The 16,422-nt window shown below is 59.6% G+C and carries 13 protein-coding genes; all 13 read right to left on the bottom strand.

Annotated features, from left to right (window positions below; all coding sequences use genetic code 11):
• Window positions 1-114: 114 nt before the first annotated feature.
• Entirely contained in the window at window positions 115-1,599 is a 1,485-nt protein-coding gene (locus QU660_RS03325; protein WP_304946923.1) for a sensor histidine kinase, read from the bottom strand.
• Complete coding sequence (locus QU660_RS03320) at window positions 1,596-2,285, bottom strand: response regulator transcription factor (RefSeq protein WP_304946922.1); 690 nt, start codon at window positions 2,283-2,285, stop codon at window positions 1,596-1,598. The genes QU660_RS03325 and QU660_RS03320 overlap by 4 nt, the downstream gene beginning before the upstream one ends.
• On the bottom strand, window positions 2,282-4,069 hold the full coding sequence (gene aspS, locus QU660_RS03315) for an aspartate--tRNA ligase (protein WP_304946921.1): 1,788 nt from the start codon (window positions 4,067-4,069) through the stop codon (window positions 2,282-2,284). Before aspS ends, QU660_RS03320 begins: the two co-directional genes overlap by 4 nt.
• A gap of 15 nt (window positions 4,070-4,084) precedes the next feature.
• Window positions 4,085-5,338: a histidine--tRNA ligase gene (gene hisS / locus QU660_RS03310; protein ID WP_304946920.1), complete on the bottom strand. Its 1,254-nt coding sequence runs from the start codon at window positions 5,336-5,338 to the stop codon at window positions 4,085-4,087.
• Window positions 5,339-5,391: 53 nt separating this feature from the next.
• Entirely contained in the window at window positions 5,392-6,852 is a 1,461-nt protein-coding gene (gene hemZ / locus QU660_RS03305) for a coproporphyrinogen dehydrogenase HemZ (RefSeq protein ID WP_304946919.1), read from the bottom strand.
• A gap of 15 nt (window positions 6,853-6,867) precedes the next feature.
• Complete coding sequence (locus tag QU660_RS03300) at window positions 6,868-7,509, bottom strand: MBL fold metallo-hydrolase (protein ID WP_304946918.1); 642 nt, start codon at window positions 7,507-7,509, stop codon at window positions 6,868-6,870.
• Window positions 7,510-7,512: 3 nt separating this feature from the next.
• Window positions 7,513-9,774 (bottom strand): RelA/SpoT family protein, encoded by a 2,262-nt coding sequence (locus QU660_RS03295; protein ID WP_304946917.1) that lies wholly within the window; start codon window positions 9,772-9,774, stop codon window positions 7,513-7,515.
• Window positions 9,775-9,892: 118 nt separating this feature from the next.
• Window positions 9,893-10,669: an adenosylcobinamide-GDP ribazoletransferase gene (locus QU660_RS03290; protein ID WP_304946916.1), complete on the bottom strand. Its 777-nt coding sequence runs from the start codon at window positions 10,667-10,669 to the stop codon at window positions 9,893-9,895.
• Entirely contained in the window at window positions 10,666-11,211 is a 546-nt protein-coding gene (locus QU660_RS03285; RefSeq protein WP_304946915.1) for a bifunctional adenosylcobinamide kinase/adenosylcobinamide-phosphate guanylyltransferase, read from the bottom strand. The genes QU660_RS03290 and QU660_RS03285 overlap by 4 nt, the downstream gene beginning before the upstream one ends.
• Window positions 11,205-12,536, bottom strand: a complete 1,332-nt coding sequence (locus QU660_RS03280; protein WP_304946914.1) for a cobyrinate a,c-diamide synthase — start codon at window positions 12,534-12,536, stop codon at window positions 11,205-11,207. Before QU660_RS03280 ends, QU660_RS03285 begins: the two co-directional genes overlap by 7 nt.
• Window positions 12,524-14,617, bottom strand: a complete 2,094-nt coding sequence (gene cobK / locus QU660_RS03275) for a precorrin-6A reductase (RefSeq protein WP_304946913.1) — start codon at window positions 14,615-14,617, stop codon at window positions 12,524-12,526. Before cobK ends, QU660_RS03280 begins: the two co-directional genes overlap by 13 nt.
• Window positions 14,614-15,891 carry a cobalt-precorrin-5B (C(1))-methyltransferase CbiD gene (gene cbiD, locus QU660_RS03270; RefSeq protein WP_304946912.1) on the bottom strand — a complete coding sequence of 426 codons (1,278 nt, stop codon included), beginning with the start codon at window positions 15,889-15,891 and terminating at the stop codon, window positions 14,614-14,616. Before cbiD ends, cobK begins: the two co-directional genes overlap by 4 nt.
• A complete protein-coding gene (locus QU660_RS03265; protein ID WP_304946911.1) occupies window positions 15,888-16,412 on the bottom strand; it encodes a cob(I)yrinic acid a,c-diamide adenosyltransferase in 525 nt (174 codons plus the stop codon). Before QU660_RS03265 ends, cbiD begins: the two co-directional genes overlap by 4 nt.
• Window positions 16,413-16,422: the final 10 nt, after the last annotated feature.

Raw genomic sequence — 16,422 nt, 5'->3', positions numbered from 1 at the left:
TGCATCCTCGTCAGAGTTCACAAGATTCAAAAAGCAATGGGCAAATTTCACAAGTTTTGTGTTTGCTTTTCGTCACGCCACCACATCTAGTGTTTCACGGGCACATCCTGTGGTTCATGTCGCGGCGAGCGGCAGTTCAAACCAGAACACCACGCCGTTCTCGACGTTTCGCACACCGCAGGGCATATTGTGCTGGGTCATGATCGCACGCACAATCGAGAGACCGATCCCGCTCCCGCCGTACTTCCGTGTGTGCGCCTTGTCCACCTTGTAGAACTTCTCAAACACCCGCTCCAAATCGGCCTCGGGAATCGGCTTTCCGCTGTTAAAGACCTCGCAGTGCGCCCGATCGCCGTCGACACGGAGGCGCAAGCTGACCTCACCGCCCTCGCTCACATGATGATACGCATTGCTCACATAGTTCATGAGTACTTCGTCGATGCGAAAGGCATCCGCGCGCACCAGGAGAGCTTCCTTCGGCGCGAGCAGCGAACTCTTCGCCCCGCTCTCCTCGGCGAGCACCTGCGTTTTCCGGAGCACGCTCTCGGCGCTCTCCCGGAGGTCAAACACCTCGAGATTCAGGTCCGGGTGCTCGGATTCCAGCTGCGAGAGCGTGAGTAACTGGCGCACCAGCTTGTTCATGCGTTCCGCCTCGTCGAGTATCACACCGAGATACTGTTCCCGCATCTCTTTCTCCTCGCAGAGCCCGTCCGCAAGTCCCTCCGCATAGCCCTGTATCAGGGCAATCGGGGTTTTCAGCTCATGCGAGACATTCGCGATAAACTCCCGCCGCATCTCATCGATTTCTTCCTTGCGCGCAAGGTCGTCGCGCAGCTTTCGGTTCGCTTCCTTTAAGTCCAGTATGGCCCGCTCCAGCTGTCCCGCCATGCTGTTCATGTTTTTGCCGAGCACGCCGATTTCATCCTCGTTCTGTCCGCGGTAGCGCTCCGAAAAATCCATGTGTCCCAGTTTTTCGGAGAGGGCCGCGAGCGATCGTATGGGACCCGTAATGCGGGAGGTCATGCCCCAGACCAAAAAGACGCCGAACAAGAGGGTCAGCGCACCCACATAGAAGAGAAAGCGGTTTGCGAGCCGCACACTCTCCTTGAGATTCGCAACCGGCGTGGTCATGAGCAGCAGGGTCTGGTTGTCCGAGAGATAGGCGAAACAGTCTATGTTCGCACTCTGGCTGCCCTCGTCGTAAGCCTGCACAATGGTGTAGTTCTCGCTTCGCTTCAGCACCACAGTCTTGCTGTCTTCTCCCTGTTGGAAGAGATAGCGCTGCACCCGCTTGTAGAGTCGGCTCTTCCCGTTCTCGCTGCTCTGTAAGAGCTTTGAATTCGCCGAGTCCACGATTGCCACCATGATGTTATAGTGACTGCTGTAGGAGCGGAGTAAGTCCTCTACATCCGTTGACGCTGCGCCCTTCGCCATGGCGAGCGCATCGAGTTCTCGGTAGGCGTACTCCAAATCTCTTACCTTCTGCCTGCGGTAAAAGCGCTCCAGGCCGAAGCTGTTCATTAGGAGCAGGCCCGCCATGAGCAGCGCGAGCACCAGAAAAATCAGCGCCGTAAAGCGCAGGCGTATCGAGTGTTTCACGCCTCCTCCGGCTCGAATTTATAGCCCATGCCCCAGATGGTGCGGATATACGCGCCCTTCTCTCCCATCTTGGCCCTGAGTTTCTTCACATGCGTGTCGATGGTGCGCGCATCGCCGAAGTAGTCGTAATTCCAGACATGGTTCAGAATCTTTTCCCGCGAGAGTGCGATCCCCTTATTTTCGAGGAAGTAGCGGAGCAATTCGAATTCCTTAAAGCTTAAGTCTATGTTCTTTCCGTCCACGCTGACTTCATGGGCGCGCTCATCGAGCCGTATGCCGGCGGTCTCCAGCACGATGCCCTCCGGATTCGCCGCAGTGCGCTTTAAAACAGCCTCGACGCGCGCCATGAGCACCTTCGGGCTGAAGGGCTTTGCGATGTATTCGTCCGCGCCGAGCGAAAAGCCGCGAAGCTCATCCCTCTCCTCGCTGCGCGCGGTCAGCATGAGCACCGGCACCTCCGAAATGCGGCGCAGTTCCTTCAAGGTCTCGAAGCCGTCCAGTTCCGGCATCATGACATCCAAGAGCACGAGGGCAATGTCAGGCTCCCGCTCGAAGACCGAAAGCGCCTCCGCGCCGTTCTCCGCCTCCAGAACCTGATAGCCCTTGACCCGCAGATAATCGCGGACGAGGGCGCGCATGCGCGCCTCATCGTCCGCAATCAAAATCTTAATCGTTTCGTTGTTCACGCCTGATTCTCCCGGAAGCAGAGAGAGAGCTCCTCCAGCTGCTTCTCCTCAACAATATCCGGTGCGTTCATCATGAGATCCGAGGCGTCCTTGACCTTCGGGAAGGCAATGACGTCGCGTATCGTGTCCGCCCCCGCCATGAGCATCGCCAGGCGGTCAAGGCCGTAGGCGAGACCCGCGTGCGGCGGCACGCCGTAGCGGAAGGCATCGAGCAGGAAGCCGAAGCGCTCCTCCGCGACCTCTCTCGTGAGACCCAGAACCTCGAACATCTTCTCCTGCACATCCGAGCGGTGAATACGAACCGAGCCGCCGCCGATCTCATTGCCGTTTAAGACTATGTCATAGGCCTCGGCGCGAACCGCACCCGGATCGCTGTCAATCTTATCCCAATCCTCTTCCATGGGCATCGTGAAGGGGTGGTGCATCGCCTTGAAGCGCGCCTCTTCCTCCGACCACTCAAGAAGCGGGAATTCCGTAATCCAGACAAAGCGGAACTCGTTCTTGTCGAGAAGTTCAAGCTGACGCGCAAGTTCCACGCGGAGCGCGCCGAGCACGTCGAAGACTGTCTTGTTCTTATCCGCCGCAAAGAGCAGGAGGTCGCCGTTCTTGCCGCCCATGGCCGCAACGAGCGCCTGCATCTCCTCGTCCTTCATGAACTTCGCAAACGAGGACTTAAGGCTTCCGTCCTCCTGAATCGCGACATAGGCGAGACCCTTCGCGCCGTAGCCCTTGGCAAATTCGACGAGCGCGTCAATCTTCTTTCGCGGCATATGGCCCTGGCCTTCCACGCGTATGCCGCGCACGCTGCCGCCCGCCGCGAGTGCGCCCGCAAAGACCGCAAACTCGCAGTCCTTGACGACCGCCGAGACATCCGTGAGTTCCATGCCGAAGCGGAGATCCGGCTTGTCGGAGCCGTAGCGCTCCATTGCCTCTCTCCAGGTCATGCGCTGAATGGGAAGCTGCACCTCGACACCGAGCACTTCTTTAAACAAACTGTGCAGGAGCTTCTCATTGACCGCGAGCACATCGTCCGCATTCACAAAGGAGAGCTCCATATCGACCTGGGTGAACTCCGGCTGACGGTCCGCGCGCAGGTCCTCATCGCGGTAGCAGCGCGCCAGCTGGAAGTAGCGGTCGTAGCCGGAGCACATGAGCAGCTGCTTTAAGAGCTGGGGCGACTGCGGCAGCGCATACATGCTGCCCGGGTGGACACGGCTCGGCACCAGATAGTCGCGCGCGCCCTCGGGCGTCGACTTGATCAGGGTCGGCGTCTCAATCTCAAGGAAGCCCTCGCCCGTCATGAAGCGGCGAATCTCCGCCGCAATCTTGGAGCGCAGCATGATTCTCGCCTGCAAATCCGGACGGCGAAGATCGAGGAAGCGGTACTTTAAGCGAAGCTCCTCGCGCGTCTTCGTATTCTCCTCGATCGGGAAGGGCGGGGTCTCGGACTCCGAGAGTATGCGGAGTGTCTTTGCCCGCACCTCGAGCTCACCGGTCGGGAGCTTCGGGTTCGGGTCCGAACGGCGCTCAAGCCGTCCCTCGACCGCAATGCAGTACTCGCTCTTTAAGCTCTGCGCCTTGCGGAACACCTCTTCTCCGCAGTCCTCCTCCTCAAAAATGAGCTGGAGCAGGCCGCTGCGGTCGCGAAGATCGGTGAAAACGACGCCGCCCTTATTGCGGCTGCGCTGCACCCATCCCATGACCGTGACTTCACTGCCGAGCTCCGCTCCAACCACTTCGCCGCAGCGATGTGTTCTCTTCAAGCCTCTCATTGACTCCGACATACTGTATCTCCCCTCTTATGCCTCAAAATAATCCCGGAAATCCGTATAGCCCTGCTGCGAGAGCTGGTCTCGCTGGAACTTCTTGTTCTTTGCCATCTTGGTGACCAGCACATCCTTGCCGGCCTCACGCTCGCGCTCCGCTTCGAGCAGCGCCTCGCCGCGGCGCGCTGCACTGAGCTTCTTATCGAGCAGAATCGCGACCTTCTCCTTCTGCGAGGGAATCACGTACTGCTGATCCATGAGGATTGCGATGATGCGCTCAAAACCGATCGAGAAACCGCAGGCCGGAACATCCGTGCCCGTGAACTTGCCGACCATCTTGTCGTAGCGTCCGCCGCCCGCAACCGAACCGCCGAAGCCTTCCATCGAAACCTCGAAGATGGAGCCCGTATAGTAGCCCATGCCGCGAACCAAGGTCGGGTCAAACTGCACCTTGACCGCGCCGCCGCTCACGCTCTTAACGGCTTCCATGATCTCCGCAAGTCCCTCTGCGGTGCCCGCTTCGAGGAAGTCGCCGAGGGTCTCGCCGAGTCCGCGCACCGCCGCCGCATCGTTCCCGAGGTTCGCAAGGAGCCCCAGGTACTTTTCCGCGGAAGCCTCGCTCGCGCCGTTCTCGATGAGCTCCGCGCGGACACCTTCCGTGCCTATCTTATCCATCTTGTCGAGCGTAATCAGAACGCTGTCTTCCTGTCCCGCCGGGAAGCCCGCAAAAGCCACCATGGCGCGCAGTATCTTTCTGTCGTTCACGCGGACCAGGAAGTCGTTGGTCGGAACCAGCTTCTTTAAGGTCTTCGCGATTGCGAGGATCAGCTCGATTTCGGCGAGATTGCTCTCCTCACCCAGGATATCGATGTCGCACTGGGTGAACTGGCGATATCTGCCCTTCTGCGGGCGGTCCGCTCTCCAGACCGAGCCGCACTGCAGCGCCTTAAAGGGGCTCGGCAGCTTTGCCGCATTGTTCGCATAATAACGGGTCAGCGGAAGCGTCAGATCGTAGCGAAGACCGCTGTCGCAGAGATCTTCCTCGCCCGCCGCCTCCGAGAGGCGGAGCTTCTCGCCGCGCTTTAAAATTTTGAAAATCAGCTTCTCGTTGTCGCCGCCCTGCTTGCTCGTCAAATTCTCAATGTGCTCCACACAGGGGGTCTCCATGGGGGTGAAACCAAAGCTGCGGTAGGTCTCCTTAATGACACCGATCAAATAATCCCGCAAGGTCATCTCGTCCGGCAGAATGTCCTTCATTCCTGTGACCGGCTGCTTCTTTAAACTCATCGCCTTACCCTCCTTCTCTCCGATTGGCGCTTCTCCCTATCGTCTCTATCTCTTTATCTTAGCACATCTCCGCCGAGGGCACGCTCCTTTTTTGCGAGCATCTCCTTAAGACGTTCCACATAGAGTCCGGGATCCTTGACATTCTCAAGGCGATCGTACTGCCCGGCGCCGCGCATCACCCGCGTCGTTGTGCCCGCGCCGCAGCCTATAATGGTCTCGAGTTCTTCCATGATGAGAATGTTGTAGAGCCCTTCCTTGCCCCTTTTGCACCAGCCCACATTCTCTAAGTTGCCCGCCATATTTTTCTGGCGGTAGAGGTAGTAGGGCGAGAGCCCCATCTCTTCGCAATAGGAAGAGGCGAGCTCCACCATGCGGTTCGCGTCGCCGTAGCTCACATCCGCATAGTCCTCGCGCTTCGTGTTGAGGCGCGCCGCCCGCTTCAAAGCGAGACTGTGTATGGTCACATCGTCCGGCGAAAGCGCGCGTATGCCCTCCATGGTGCGCCGCACATCCGCCTCGCTCTCGTTCGGTAGCCCCATGATGAGGTCGGTGTTGATGTTGTCAAAGCCGAGCTCTCGCGCGAGCCGAAAGCTCTCAACGAACTGTTCCACCGTGTGAAAGCGCCCGATTAGGTCGAGGGTCCCCTGTTTTAGGGTCTGGGGATTGATGCTGATGCGGTCTGCGCCCTGTTCCTTTAGGACAATCAGCTTCTCGCGGCTTATGCTGTCCGGGCGTCCGGCCTCGACCGTAAACTCCCGAAGCGCCGAGAGATCAAAGAGTCCTCTCACAAAGCCGAGCAGCTCTTCGAGTTCCGCTGCGCTTAAACTGGTCGGCGTCCCGCCGCCCACATAGATAGCGTCGAGGCGCTTTTCCGCCATCAAGTTCGCGACCAGCCGTATTTCTTCTTTCAAGGCCGCGAGATAAGCCGTGCTCTTCTTACTTCCGATCGGATAGGAGGGGAAGGAGCAGTAGAGGCAGGTCGTCGGACAGAAGGGAATGCCGATGTAGAGACTGTAGCCCGTCGAAAAGTCGAGCCCGCGAATCGCGCGGAGCTCATTTTCGGCGGTCCTCACACAGAGCTCGTTCCGCGCGTCACTCAAAAAGAAATCGCGTTTGAATTCGGCCCGGATTTCATCCGCCGACTTCCCCGCTTGCAGTCCCGTGAGCGCAAGCTTTGCGGGACGTATGCCCGTCAGCGTGCCCCAGGGAAGTTCTTTCCCCGTGAGCGCGGAGAGCGCGCGGTAGAGCGCACGCTTCAATTCGTTCTTGCTCTCGATGCGCTCTTCCATCCAAGCGCTCTCAAAGCGAAACGCCTCTCCCTCTGCCGTCCGCAGTTCGGCTCGATAGCTGCCGAGCCGCGGCGCGGCGCCTTCCTCCGCGCAGGCCTCCATGATACAAGAAATCATGGCGTCTTGTTCCGGTACATGACTGAAGCTCTGTCCCGGAAAAAACGCCATGAAAAGTTCCCGGACATCCTGTTCAAAGGGGACGTCCTGTAATTGTAAGGATATCATCTGTTTTACCCTGTCTCAGTAATAGAAAATCGGGTTACTCTTCCGCTCTTCGCCTATGCTGGTCTCGCCCATATGTCCCGGGAGCACCAGCGTATCCTCCGGGAGCGCAAAGAGCCTGTCCAGTGATTTCTTTAAGCTCGGCAGGTCTCCGCCCGGCAAATCCACCCGGCCGAAGGAACCCTGAAAGAGCGTGTCGCCAGAGAAGAGAACTTGCTCCGCCGGGAAATAGTAACAGCAGGAGCCGCGCGTATGTCCCGGTGTGAAAATAACCTGCATCTCGGTGCCGAGTATCTCTACCTTCTCGCCGTCCGTGAACAGGCGGTCCGCTTTTAAGCGGAGTCCGCTCCGCATGAAACGCGCGTCGCCGTTTAAGTCGGGGTCGTTTAAGGTCTCTGCCTCGGGGGAAGCCGCGCAGAGCGGCACATGAAAGGCCTCACGCAGCGCATCGGCCGCGAGCACGTGGTCAAAGTGACCGTGCGTCAGAAGAAGGGCCTTCAGCGTAAGCTCCCGCTCGCGTATCACCTTCTCGATCTGCGGCGCGGAATCGGCCGGATCGATCAAGAGGGCCTCCTTGCTCTCTTTGTTCCAAACCAGGTAACAGTTGGTCTCCACCATACCCAGTGTCATGCAAAGAACGGAAAGTTTGCTCTCGTCCATGGCTCAGCTCCTCTCAATGTCAATGACGCCATCGCACTGCCGAAGTTTATCCTGCAGAGAACGAATCTCCTCCGCGGAGCCGATCTCGAAGGTCACGTCCATCGTCGCGATGTCCTGCTTCGAGGTTCTCGTGTTGAAAGCCTTCACATCCAGCCCGCGCTCCGTAAAGACGCGGCTTATGTCAACCAAGAGGCCGGTGCGATTGTGCGCCACCACGCGCAAGGTCGCAATATAGTGATTCTCCTCTCCCTCCGGCACCTGCCATTCGGCCGTGATGAGACGAGCCCTCTCGATTTCGGGCAGGGACAGAATGTTGATGCAGTCCGTGCGGTGTATGGTAATGCCGCGGCCGCGCGTCACGAAGCCTACAATTTCATCGCCCGGAACCGGCGCGCAGCAACGAGAAAAGTGAACTGCGAGGTCGTGGATGCCTTTCACGACGATGCCGTTTCCGGATCTGCGGAGCGTCGCAATCTGGCTCTCCTTGTTGTTCTCCTCGAGGTTTGCGAGCACGGTCTCATCCGAAATCTGCTTGGCGAGCGCCCGTTTCCGCTCCTCGATCATGCGGTTTACGACCTGGCCCTCTTTGATGCCGCCGTGGCCCACGGTCGCAAGCACCGCGTCCCAGTCATGCATGGAATAGCGGCGCAGCACCTTTTCCTGGTACTCCGGGCGGTTTAACTCGCTCCAATCCTGTCCGCGGCTTTTCGCATAGGCGGCGAGCAATTCCTTGCCCCGCACAATGTTCTCTTCTTTGAGCTCGGTCTTAAACCACTGATTGATTTTATTTCGCGCCTGAGAGCTCTTTGCCTGCTTGAGCCAGTCGCGGCTCGGTCCGCGCGAGTTCTGCGAAGTCAGAATTTCGACGCGGTCTCCGTTTTGTATCACGTAGTTTAACGGCACCATGCGCGCATTGACACGTGCGCCCACCATGCAGTTTCCGACCGCGGAGTGAATGGAATAGGCAAAGTCGATCGGCGTGGAACCCGCCGGCAGGGTTTTGACATCGCCGTTCGGCGTAAAGGCATAAACCATGTCCGTAAACGGGTTCAGCTCGTTTCGTACACCCGAGAGAAACTCCTTGCTGTCCGGCATCTCCCGCTGCCACTCGAGAATCTGGCGGAGCCAGCGCATCTTCTCCGCCTCGCCGCCTGTCACCGTGGGATTCTCGCCCTTTGCCTTCTCCTTGTACTTCCAGTGCGCGGCGATACCGTATTCTGCGACCTTGTCCATCTCATAGGTGCGAATCTGCACTTCAAACAAGGTGCCGCCGCGGTCTATGAGGGTCGTGTGCAGGGACTGGTAGCGGTTCGGCTTGGGACGCGCGATATAGTCCTTAAAGCGCTCCGAGAGCGGTGTAAAACTCACATGCAGGGCGCCGAGCGCGGCATAGCAGTCCTTTAAATCCTGCACAAGCACGCGCACCGCGAAGATATCGTAAATCTCGTCAAAGCTCTTGTTCTGACTCACCATCTTCTTGTAAATCGAGAAGATGTGCTTTCGCCGTCCGATCACACTGCTCGGGATCTGCTCGCGGTTCATGAGGTGCTGTACTTTTTCAACCAGACTCTCGATGACGCGCTCCTTGCTTTGACTCATCTCCGCGATTTTTTCTTCAATCTCGTGATACGCCTTCGGCTCCAGATAACGGAGCGCCAAATCATCGAGCTCTACCTTAACACGGCTGATACCGAGGCGGTCTGCGAGCGGCGCATAGATTTCCAAGGTTTCCTTCGCCTTTTCGCGCTGCTTCTCCGGCTTCATGTGCTGCAGGGTGCGCATGTTGTGGAGGCGGTCCGCAAGCTTAATCAGAATGACGCGGATGTCCTGTGACATCGCAAGAAACATTCTGCGAAGGTTTTCGGCCTGAATATCAAGTCTGTCCTTGGTCCAGGTGAGGTTTGTGAGCTTGGTAACGCCGTCCACCAAGAGGGCCACATCGTCCCCGAAGACGCGCGCAATCTGCTCCTTCGTGAGTATCGTGTCCTCGACGACATCGTGCAAAAGCCCCGCGATGATGCTCTCTTTGTCGAGCTCCAAATCCGCGAGAATAATCGCGACGCAGAGCGGGTGGATGATGTAGGGCTCGCCGGACTTCCGCTTCTGATCCATATGTGCGTTCTTCGCGGTCATATAGGCGCGGTGAATGAGCGCAGTGTCATCGGAAGGATGATAGCGCTCAATGGCTGCGATCAGCTCCTCATAGAGTACATCCGGGTCTGTAAATTCTGCCGGCTTCTCCAATTCTCTCTGGTTCTCTTCCATACTGTCCGGTCCCCCTTTCTCAGCTTCGCCCGTGATCGGACAAGCGCTGAATTTGCCCGCCTTGAGCGGACTTTTGACTGCTTCTTATTTTATATAATAATCTTAGATTATACGGTCTTTAAATGCGGAATGCAAGCGCGGCGGCGATGAGGCCGGCCGCCTCGCAGTTCGTTAAGAGAAAGCCCGCAAGGTCTCCCGTCATGCCGCCGAAGGAGAGAGCTGCGCGAGCGCCGCTATATACCGCCGAGAGCAGCACGGCAGCGAAAATGCAAGCGCCCGTAAACAGAGAACCCGTGCCGAAAAGAGCCGCCGCGGCAAGTATCAAATAGAGGCTCGATAGGAGCTGCCCCGTTCGCCTGGCGCGCGACAAGGTAAAGTCGTACACCGTTCCGGCCCCCCGCGCGTTCGGGAGCAGATAGATGGAGAGCGCACTGAGCGCGCGGCTCATGAGGAAGATCGGCAAAAGTTGGGGCAGATATTCGGGAAGCCGTCCTGTCTCAAAGAGGGTAAGCCAGGCCGCAAAGCCGCCGAGCAACATGAGTCCGCCCTGTAAGACCGCCGCGGAACCCGCATGCACATCTTTTAAAATGGCGAGTTTCTCTTCTTTTCCCTTCCAGGAACCCAGTGCATCCGCCGTGTCCAAAAAGCCGTCAAAGTGAATGCCGCCGGTAAAGAGGAGGGGCAAGGCCGTGAGACAAAGGGCCTCGAGCGGCGCAGCTACCGAAATGCGCAGCATGAAAATCGCCGCCGCGTAGATGAGTCCCGCCTCAATGACGCCGAGCAGCGGAAATAACAGGAGTACGGCTGCCTTGCTCTCCTCATCCCAGCGCACATTCGGCACCGGAAGCCGCGAATACATGGCTGCGGCAATACAAAAAGCGCGGAGATACTTCATACATCCTCCTTCCGTTTGATACAGCGCAGGATTCCGAGCTCCGCGAGATACACGGCTTCCGCGCTCGCGGCGAGCGCATTCTGAAGCGCGGAAAAGATGCGCACATAGCGCTCGGTGTCGGGATCCGCATATCGCGGCTCCTCCGCGAGCAGGGCGCCGACCAAGATAAGTTGCCCGCACTTCGCCTCGAGGGAAAGCAGGCTCTCGTTGAGTGCCCGCAGTACATCCGCTTCGGAGAGCGCGGCCGCCTCCGGCGAAAAGAGTTCGTTCCCGACTAAATTTCCGAGATCCTCCAAGAGAACCACAGCGCCCGCGGGCAGCGTGAGTTCGTGCACCGCGCGCGGACGTTCTATGGTTCGGAAGCCCTTCTCGGCGCGCTGCGCGCGGTGCTTTTCAATCCGCGCTTCCGCTTCCCGCCCGCCGCGCTCCATGGTCGCGAGGTAAATGAGCGGAGTTCCCGCCGCCTTAGCCGCGCGCACGGCCGCTGCTTCCGCCGCCTCCGATTTACCGCTCGCGCTGCCGCCCGCATAGAGCACTAGCATCTTGCCGCCTCGCGGGCCCGCTGAAAGGCGCGGCAGGCCGCCGCAAAGCGCGCAGCGGCCCACTGCCCTGCCTCGTTTGCGAGATAAATATGCGGGTAGCCCGCAAAGAGGGTCGCGCTCCCCTGCACGCAGTCCCAGGACTTACTGCCGTTTGCCTTGGTCGCAAGGCAGCTCTCGCCGTTCTCGCTCGCATCCCAGTAGTGAAATTCGTGCCCGCGAAGGCTCTCTCCCGCTTTTAGAAGCAGCGTATCTTCCTTCGCTTTGATTTCAATATAACCGAAGCGCTGCAGTTTCTCGGTGCGGAAGGCCCGTCCGGGAAGGGCGCCGACCATCTCATGCGTGAGCCCGTTCACATCCTCGAGGCTCTCCAGCAGGAACATAAAGCCGCCGCACTCCGCAACGGTCGGAAGCCCGCCCTGCACCGCGTCCCGTATGTCCTCGAGAAGAGAAGTTTGGTTTTCAAGCGCCTCCGCGTAAAGTTCCGGGTAGCCGCCGGGAAGCCAGAGCCCGGATAAGCCCGCCGGAAGCGCCCGCTCTCTTAAGGGACTGAAAAAGACAGGTTCGCAGCCGAGCTCCCGCAGAACGCGAAGATTTTCTTCGTAGAAGAAAGAGAAAGCCTCGTCCCGCGCTATGCCGACACGGAAGGGCGTTTCCGCCGCTCCGCCGCCGAAAAAAAAGTCATCCGGCAAGGCCTCTTTAAGGGCCGCCGCCATTCGCCGCGCAAAGCCCAGTATCTCCTCCGCTTCGAGCGGCACAACAAGCCCCAGGTGACGACTCTTTAAGGTCTGCGCGCCGAGCGCCGGGATGCGCCCGAGTACCGGAATGCCGGCAAGTTCGCGCGGCAGCTCTGTCCCGGGTTCTGCCACTCCCTTGCCGCCTTCGTTTAAGACGAGGCCCCGAATGCGCGCGCGGTCCTCTGCCGTAAGCGCCGATAGTTTTTCCGCCGCCTCTTCTTCCGAACCTCTTGCCACCAGGAGAAGTATCGGCAGAGAGAGGGTTCGCGCAACTTGGAGCGCAGAAGCCCTGTCCCCCTGCCCCGCAATGCCGTCCGTGAGCCCCATCGCGGCCTCGACGAGGAGAATATCCGCCTCGCCTTGATAGCGCGAAAAGGTCTCGATAAGCTCGCTCTCACACAGAAAATAGGGATCTAAATTGATGCAGCGCCTGCCGGTAATGGGAGCGTAGAACTGAGGGTCAATGTAGTCCGGCCCCGTCTTATAGACCTGTACGCTCTTTCCGGCCTGCCGAAAGAGAGCCGCGAGTCCCATGCTGACACTCGTTTTTCCCGCACCTGATGAGAGCGCCGCCACCATCAGTTTTTGCATGCCGCACCTCCTTCAATCAAAAAGAGCATGGTCGGGTTCTGTCCGAACAAGAGATGATAGCGCCCCAGCTTCTTGGTCTCGGCCGCGCTGAGTTGCAGGCACTCGACATGGCAGCCCGCGCGCTCATACGCTGCGCAAAGCGCCGAGAGCTCTGCGATGGTCTCAAGACTCACGGCGGTCGCGACCACGCGCGCCGCGTGATTCTTCCCAAAAACAGCCGTAAAGATTGCCGCCATCTCCCCGGTGCTGCCACCCACAAAGACGCAGTCCGGCTTCGGAAGGTCCGCGAGAACTTCCGGCGCACGGCCGAAGTACTGCTTTACCTGCGAGAGCGCAAAGCGCCTTATATTCTGTCCCGTAAGCGCAAAGGCCTCCTCATCGCACTCCACGGCTAAGACCTCCCCGCGGGGTGCCGCCATGGCGAGCTCGGCGGTCATGCCGCCCGTGCCGCTCCCGATATCCCAGCAAACCGCATCCTCCCGTACGCCGAGCAGACTGATTGCCGCCGCGCGTATCTGCCGCTTGGTGAGCGGCGTCTTCTCGCGGAGAAAGCACGCATCCGGAATGCCGGGGCTCAAGGGACGCGCCGCGGATGCATCCGGCAGCGCTAGGTAGAGGCAAAGCAGCACATGCGGCGGGAGCGCCGCAAATTCCTCCGTGAGTGCCTCTTCCGCAAAGTCCTTCGCAGTCGCCGAAAAGATGCGCTCATCCGGGAGGGCTAAATTTGCGCCGAACGAAAAGCACGCATCCCCCGCACCGAAGCGGCCAAGCGCCGCCGCGAGTTCCCGGAGTTCGTCAAGCTGCGAAGCCCCCTCCAGAATCACGAAGGCCCTTCTTTGCTTTAATATAACCGGGAGCAAGGCCTGCTTTCGCCCGTGGAGGCGCAGACTCGGAAGCCCCTCGGTCGAGAAGCCGAGCTTTGCCGCAAAAAAGGCGAGCGAAGAAATACCGGGGTAGATCACGGGCTTCGGCAGTGCCTCCCGCGCGGCAAGGGCTTTCGTAAGCTGACGGGTCAGCGAAAAGAAACTTGTGTCCCCGCTGGTCAGCACCGCAATGCGCTTTGCCTGACTCTGCTCCGCAAGCGCGGCAATCTCGGACGGCCGGTAGCTATCCGCGCAGGCAGGTGCCTGCCGACCGGCTGCCCGAAAGAGTGCAAGCGCAAAGTCCTTCATGCGGCTTGCCCCGATTAAGAGCTCGGCGTTTACTATGACTTCCCGCGCCTCCGCGGTTAAAAGCCCCGCTCGCCCCGGCCCTATGCCGACGATGGCGATTTCTTTTTTCGTCTCTCCTCCGCCAAAGCGCTGCCGAAGCAGTGCCTTTGCTTCCTCCATGGAATAACCGCCCTCTTCCGCAGGCCGCCGTATCGCGAGAAAAGCGACACCGAGCCGCTCGCAGGCCAGCAGTTTTTCAAGATAACTGCCGGGCTGCCCCGACTTCTTGCTGACTAAGTAGCGCGCGTCAAAGCGCTGTAAGAGCGCCTCATTCAGCGCGGTCGAGAAGGGCCCCTGCATCGCCACAATATTGGCGAGCGGAAGCCTCGCCTCGACAGCCTTTTGAAGCGCCTCTTCGCCCGGCAAAATGCGAACCGCGAGCCGCTCCCGCGGGAGCGCATCATAGACCGAGAGCTCCTTGCTGCCGGTCGAAAGAAAGACCGTTCCCTCCGTTCCCGCTAAGTATGCCGCCGCCTCGCGCTGACTTGCAAAGACCGAAAAGAGTCCCCGCGCAATCAGTCTCGCCTCGGCTAGCCGCACTTCCTCGCTCTCCTCGGCCGCCGCGCGCAGCACACGGCAGTAGAAAACCCCCGCCTCTTTCGCTGCCTCCCGAATGTTTCCGGATACCTCGGTCGCAAAGGGGTGGGTTGCATCGACAACCACGGAAAACGCGCCCGATTCCAAGAGCTCCCGCATTTCCGGTTCATTGAGTCTGCCGGACTCGGCCGGAAGCGCCTCCTCTCGCAGTAAGGCCTCCCCGTATTCGGTCGCGACATGGCTCAGCACCGGAATATCGCTCTCCCGAAGCCAGGCTGCCAGTTCCCGCCCCTCGGTGGTTCCGCCGAACAACAGGACTTTTTGCTCACTCATTTTTCTCCCCCTCCTATGCTGCGGCGCATCAAATCCCGCGCGTTTCGACTCTCCGCGAGTACGCCGTCCTCCAGGGTATATACCAAAATACCGATTTCCGTCTCCCCCCGCACGCGGCTCTCTGCCGCGCGCTCCATTGCGCTAAGCAGGCTCTCGGAAGTCGCCTTGAGATAGCCCGCCTCTTTTAAGAGCCGCACAGCCTCTGTCGTGAGCCCGGCCTTTAAGACCGCCGTAACGAGCTCACGCGGCGCGCCCACCTGAAAGGCGTGGATTGCGAGTAGTTCCAGGCGGCAGTCCGCCTCGCGGGAGTGTGTATTCATAATACCGCCCGCTAGCTTTACAAACTTCCCGAGATGTCCCGCGAGCAGCACGCCCTTCGCCCCGTACTGTACCGCGGCATCCAGGGTTTCACCGACAAAATTACTCATGACCACGGGATCCGCCGCACCGAGTCCAAAGTGATCTTCCAGGAAATGAAGCCCGTAACTCCCGGGCACGGCGAGCAGGCAGTCCCGCTCCGTCAAATGGAATTTGACATCCGTCACGATGGTCTCGATGAGGGCGCGCCGACTCATGGGGCGCACGATGCCCTCGGTCCCGAGTATCGAGAGCCCGCCTTCTATGCCGAGCTTCGGGTTAAAGGTCTTTTGGGCCTTCTCCTCTCCCTCCGGGCAGGAGAGGGTCACAACGACGCGCTCTTCGGGGGCAAGCGGCGCGGAAGCGCTCTCTCGGTATGCGGCCCGCACCGCCTCCGCAATCATATTCCGCGGCACGCGGTTAATGGCCGCTTCACCGACCGGCTGTTCGAGCCCCGGCTTGGTCACCCGGCCCACGCCCGGGCCGCCGCAGAGTACCACCGGAAGCGCCGAAGCATCCGCCGCCGAAACTTTCTCCGTTCCCGCCTGCGCCGCAGTGCTTTCGCTTCTCTCGCTGTTTCCTGTGCCTCTGCTCCTCTCCGTGCGGACGCTCGCGTAAAAGAGAAGCCCATCCGTCACATCGGGATCATCGCCCGCGTCCTTTCGCACCGCCGCAAGCGCGGTTCTCACACCGTTTTCGTCACGCAGCTCCGCGCATTCGATCGGAATCGGGAGCAGGGCGCCGACCGGCGTGCGAAGCAAAACCGCCTCGCAGCGCTCGCCCGAAAAAAGCAGGGTCGCCGCAGCGGAAGCCGCAGCCGCGGCCGCGCTCCCGGTCGTAAAACCCGCGCGAAGACGCTTTCCGTCCTCAAAGGCCGCATAGGGTGCAAGCGCTTTTTCAAGTGCCTCGCTTCTCAAAACTCCACCCCTTCCCGCGCGGGAAGCCCCTCGTCAAAGGGGTGCTTCCGCTTGATTAGTTCCGAGACATAGTCGGCGCGATTCAGAAGTTCCTCCGGCGCATCCCGCCCGGTCAGCACGAGCTCCAGGCCCTCGGGCCTATGGTCCAAGAAGTTAAGGAAGGCCTCCTGCGGAATAAGCCCCAGACGATAGGCCGCTATGCTCTCATCGAGAATCAGGAGCGCCGGCTTTTCCCGCCGGACCGCCTCCAAGATTTCCGTGAAATAGCGCCGCACGGCTGCCTTTTCTTTTTCTCGCTCCGCCTCGCTGAGGGTCCAAAAAAAGCCGAAGTGCTCCTCCATGCGGAGGCAGTGCAGTTCGGGCAATGTTCGGAGGGCGGCAAGCTCGCCCGAACTCCCGTCCTTTAAGAACTGGGCGAGCAGCACGCGCTTTCCGTGTCCCGCCATGCGAAGCGCAAGCCCCATGGCAGCGCTTGTCTTTCCCTTGCCGTCCCCCGTATAGATGTGTATACAAGCTTTCATATCTTTTCTC

It is taken from the genome of Stomatobaculum sp. F0698 (assembly GCF_030644385.1).
GTDB lineage: Bacteria > Bacillota > Clostridia > Lachnospirales > Lachnospiraceae > Moryella.
Note: the sequence above shows the minus strand (reverse complement) of the source record. Positions and strands in the feature narration are given on the sequence as shown.

Bases quoted from the DNA above. Each gene is read 5' to 3' on its own strand.
- hemZ (WP_304946919.1), bottom strand. From the start codon at position 6,852: ATGATATCCTTACAATTACAGGACGTCCCCTTTGAACAGGATGTCCGG.
- QU660_RS03295 (WP_304946917.1), bottom strand. From the start codon at position 9,774: ATGGAAGAGAACCAGAGAGAATTGGAGAAGCCGGCAGAATTTACAGAC.
- QU660_RS03265 (WP_304946911.1), bottom strand. From the start codon at position 16,412: ATGAAAGCTTGTATACACATCTATACGGGGGACGGCAAGGGAAAGACA.
- QU660_RS03290 (WP_304946916.1), bottom strand. From the start codon at position 10,669: ATGAAGTATCTCCGCGCTTTTTGTATTGCCGCAGCCATGTATTCGCGG.
- QU660_RS03280 (WP_304946914.1), bottom strand. From the start codon at position 12,536: ATGCAAAAACTGATGGTGGCGGCGCTCTCATCAGGTGCGGGAAAAACG.
- hisS (WP_304946920.1), bottom strand. From the start codon at position 5,338: ATGAGTTTAAAGAAGCAGCCGGTCACAGGAATGAAGGACATTCTGCCG.
- QU660_RS03285 (WP_304946915.1), bottom strand. From the start codon at position 11,211: ATGCTAGTGCTCTATGCGGGCGGCAGCGCGAGCGGTAAATCGGAGGCG.
- aspS (WP_304946921.1), bottom strand. From the start codon at position 4,069: ATGTCGGAGTCAATGAGAGGCTTGAAGAGAACACATCGCTGCGGCGAA.
- cobK (WP_304946913.1), bottom strand. From the start codon at position 14,617: ATGAGTGAGCAAAAAGTCCTGTTGTTCGGCGGAACCACCGAGGGGCGG.
- QU660_RS03300 (WP_304946918.1), bottom strand. From the start codon at position 7,509: ATGGACGAGAGCAAACTTTCCGTTCTTTGCATGACACTGGGTATGGTG.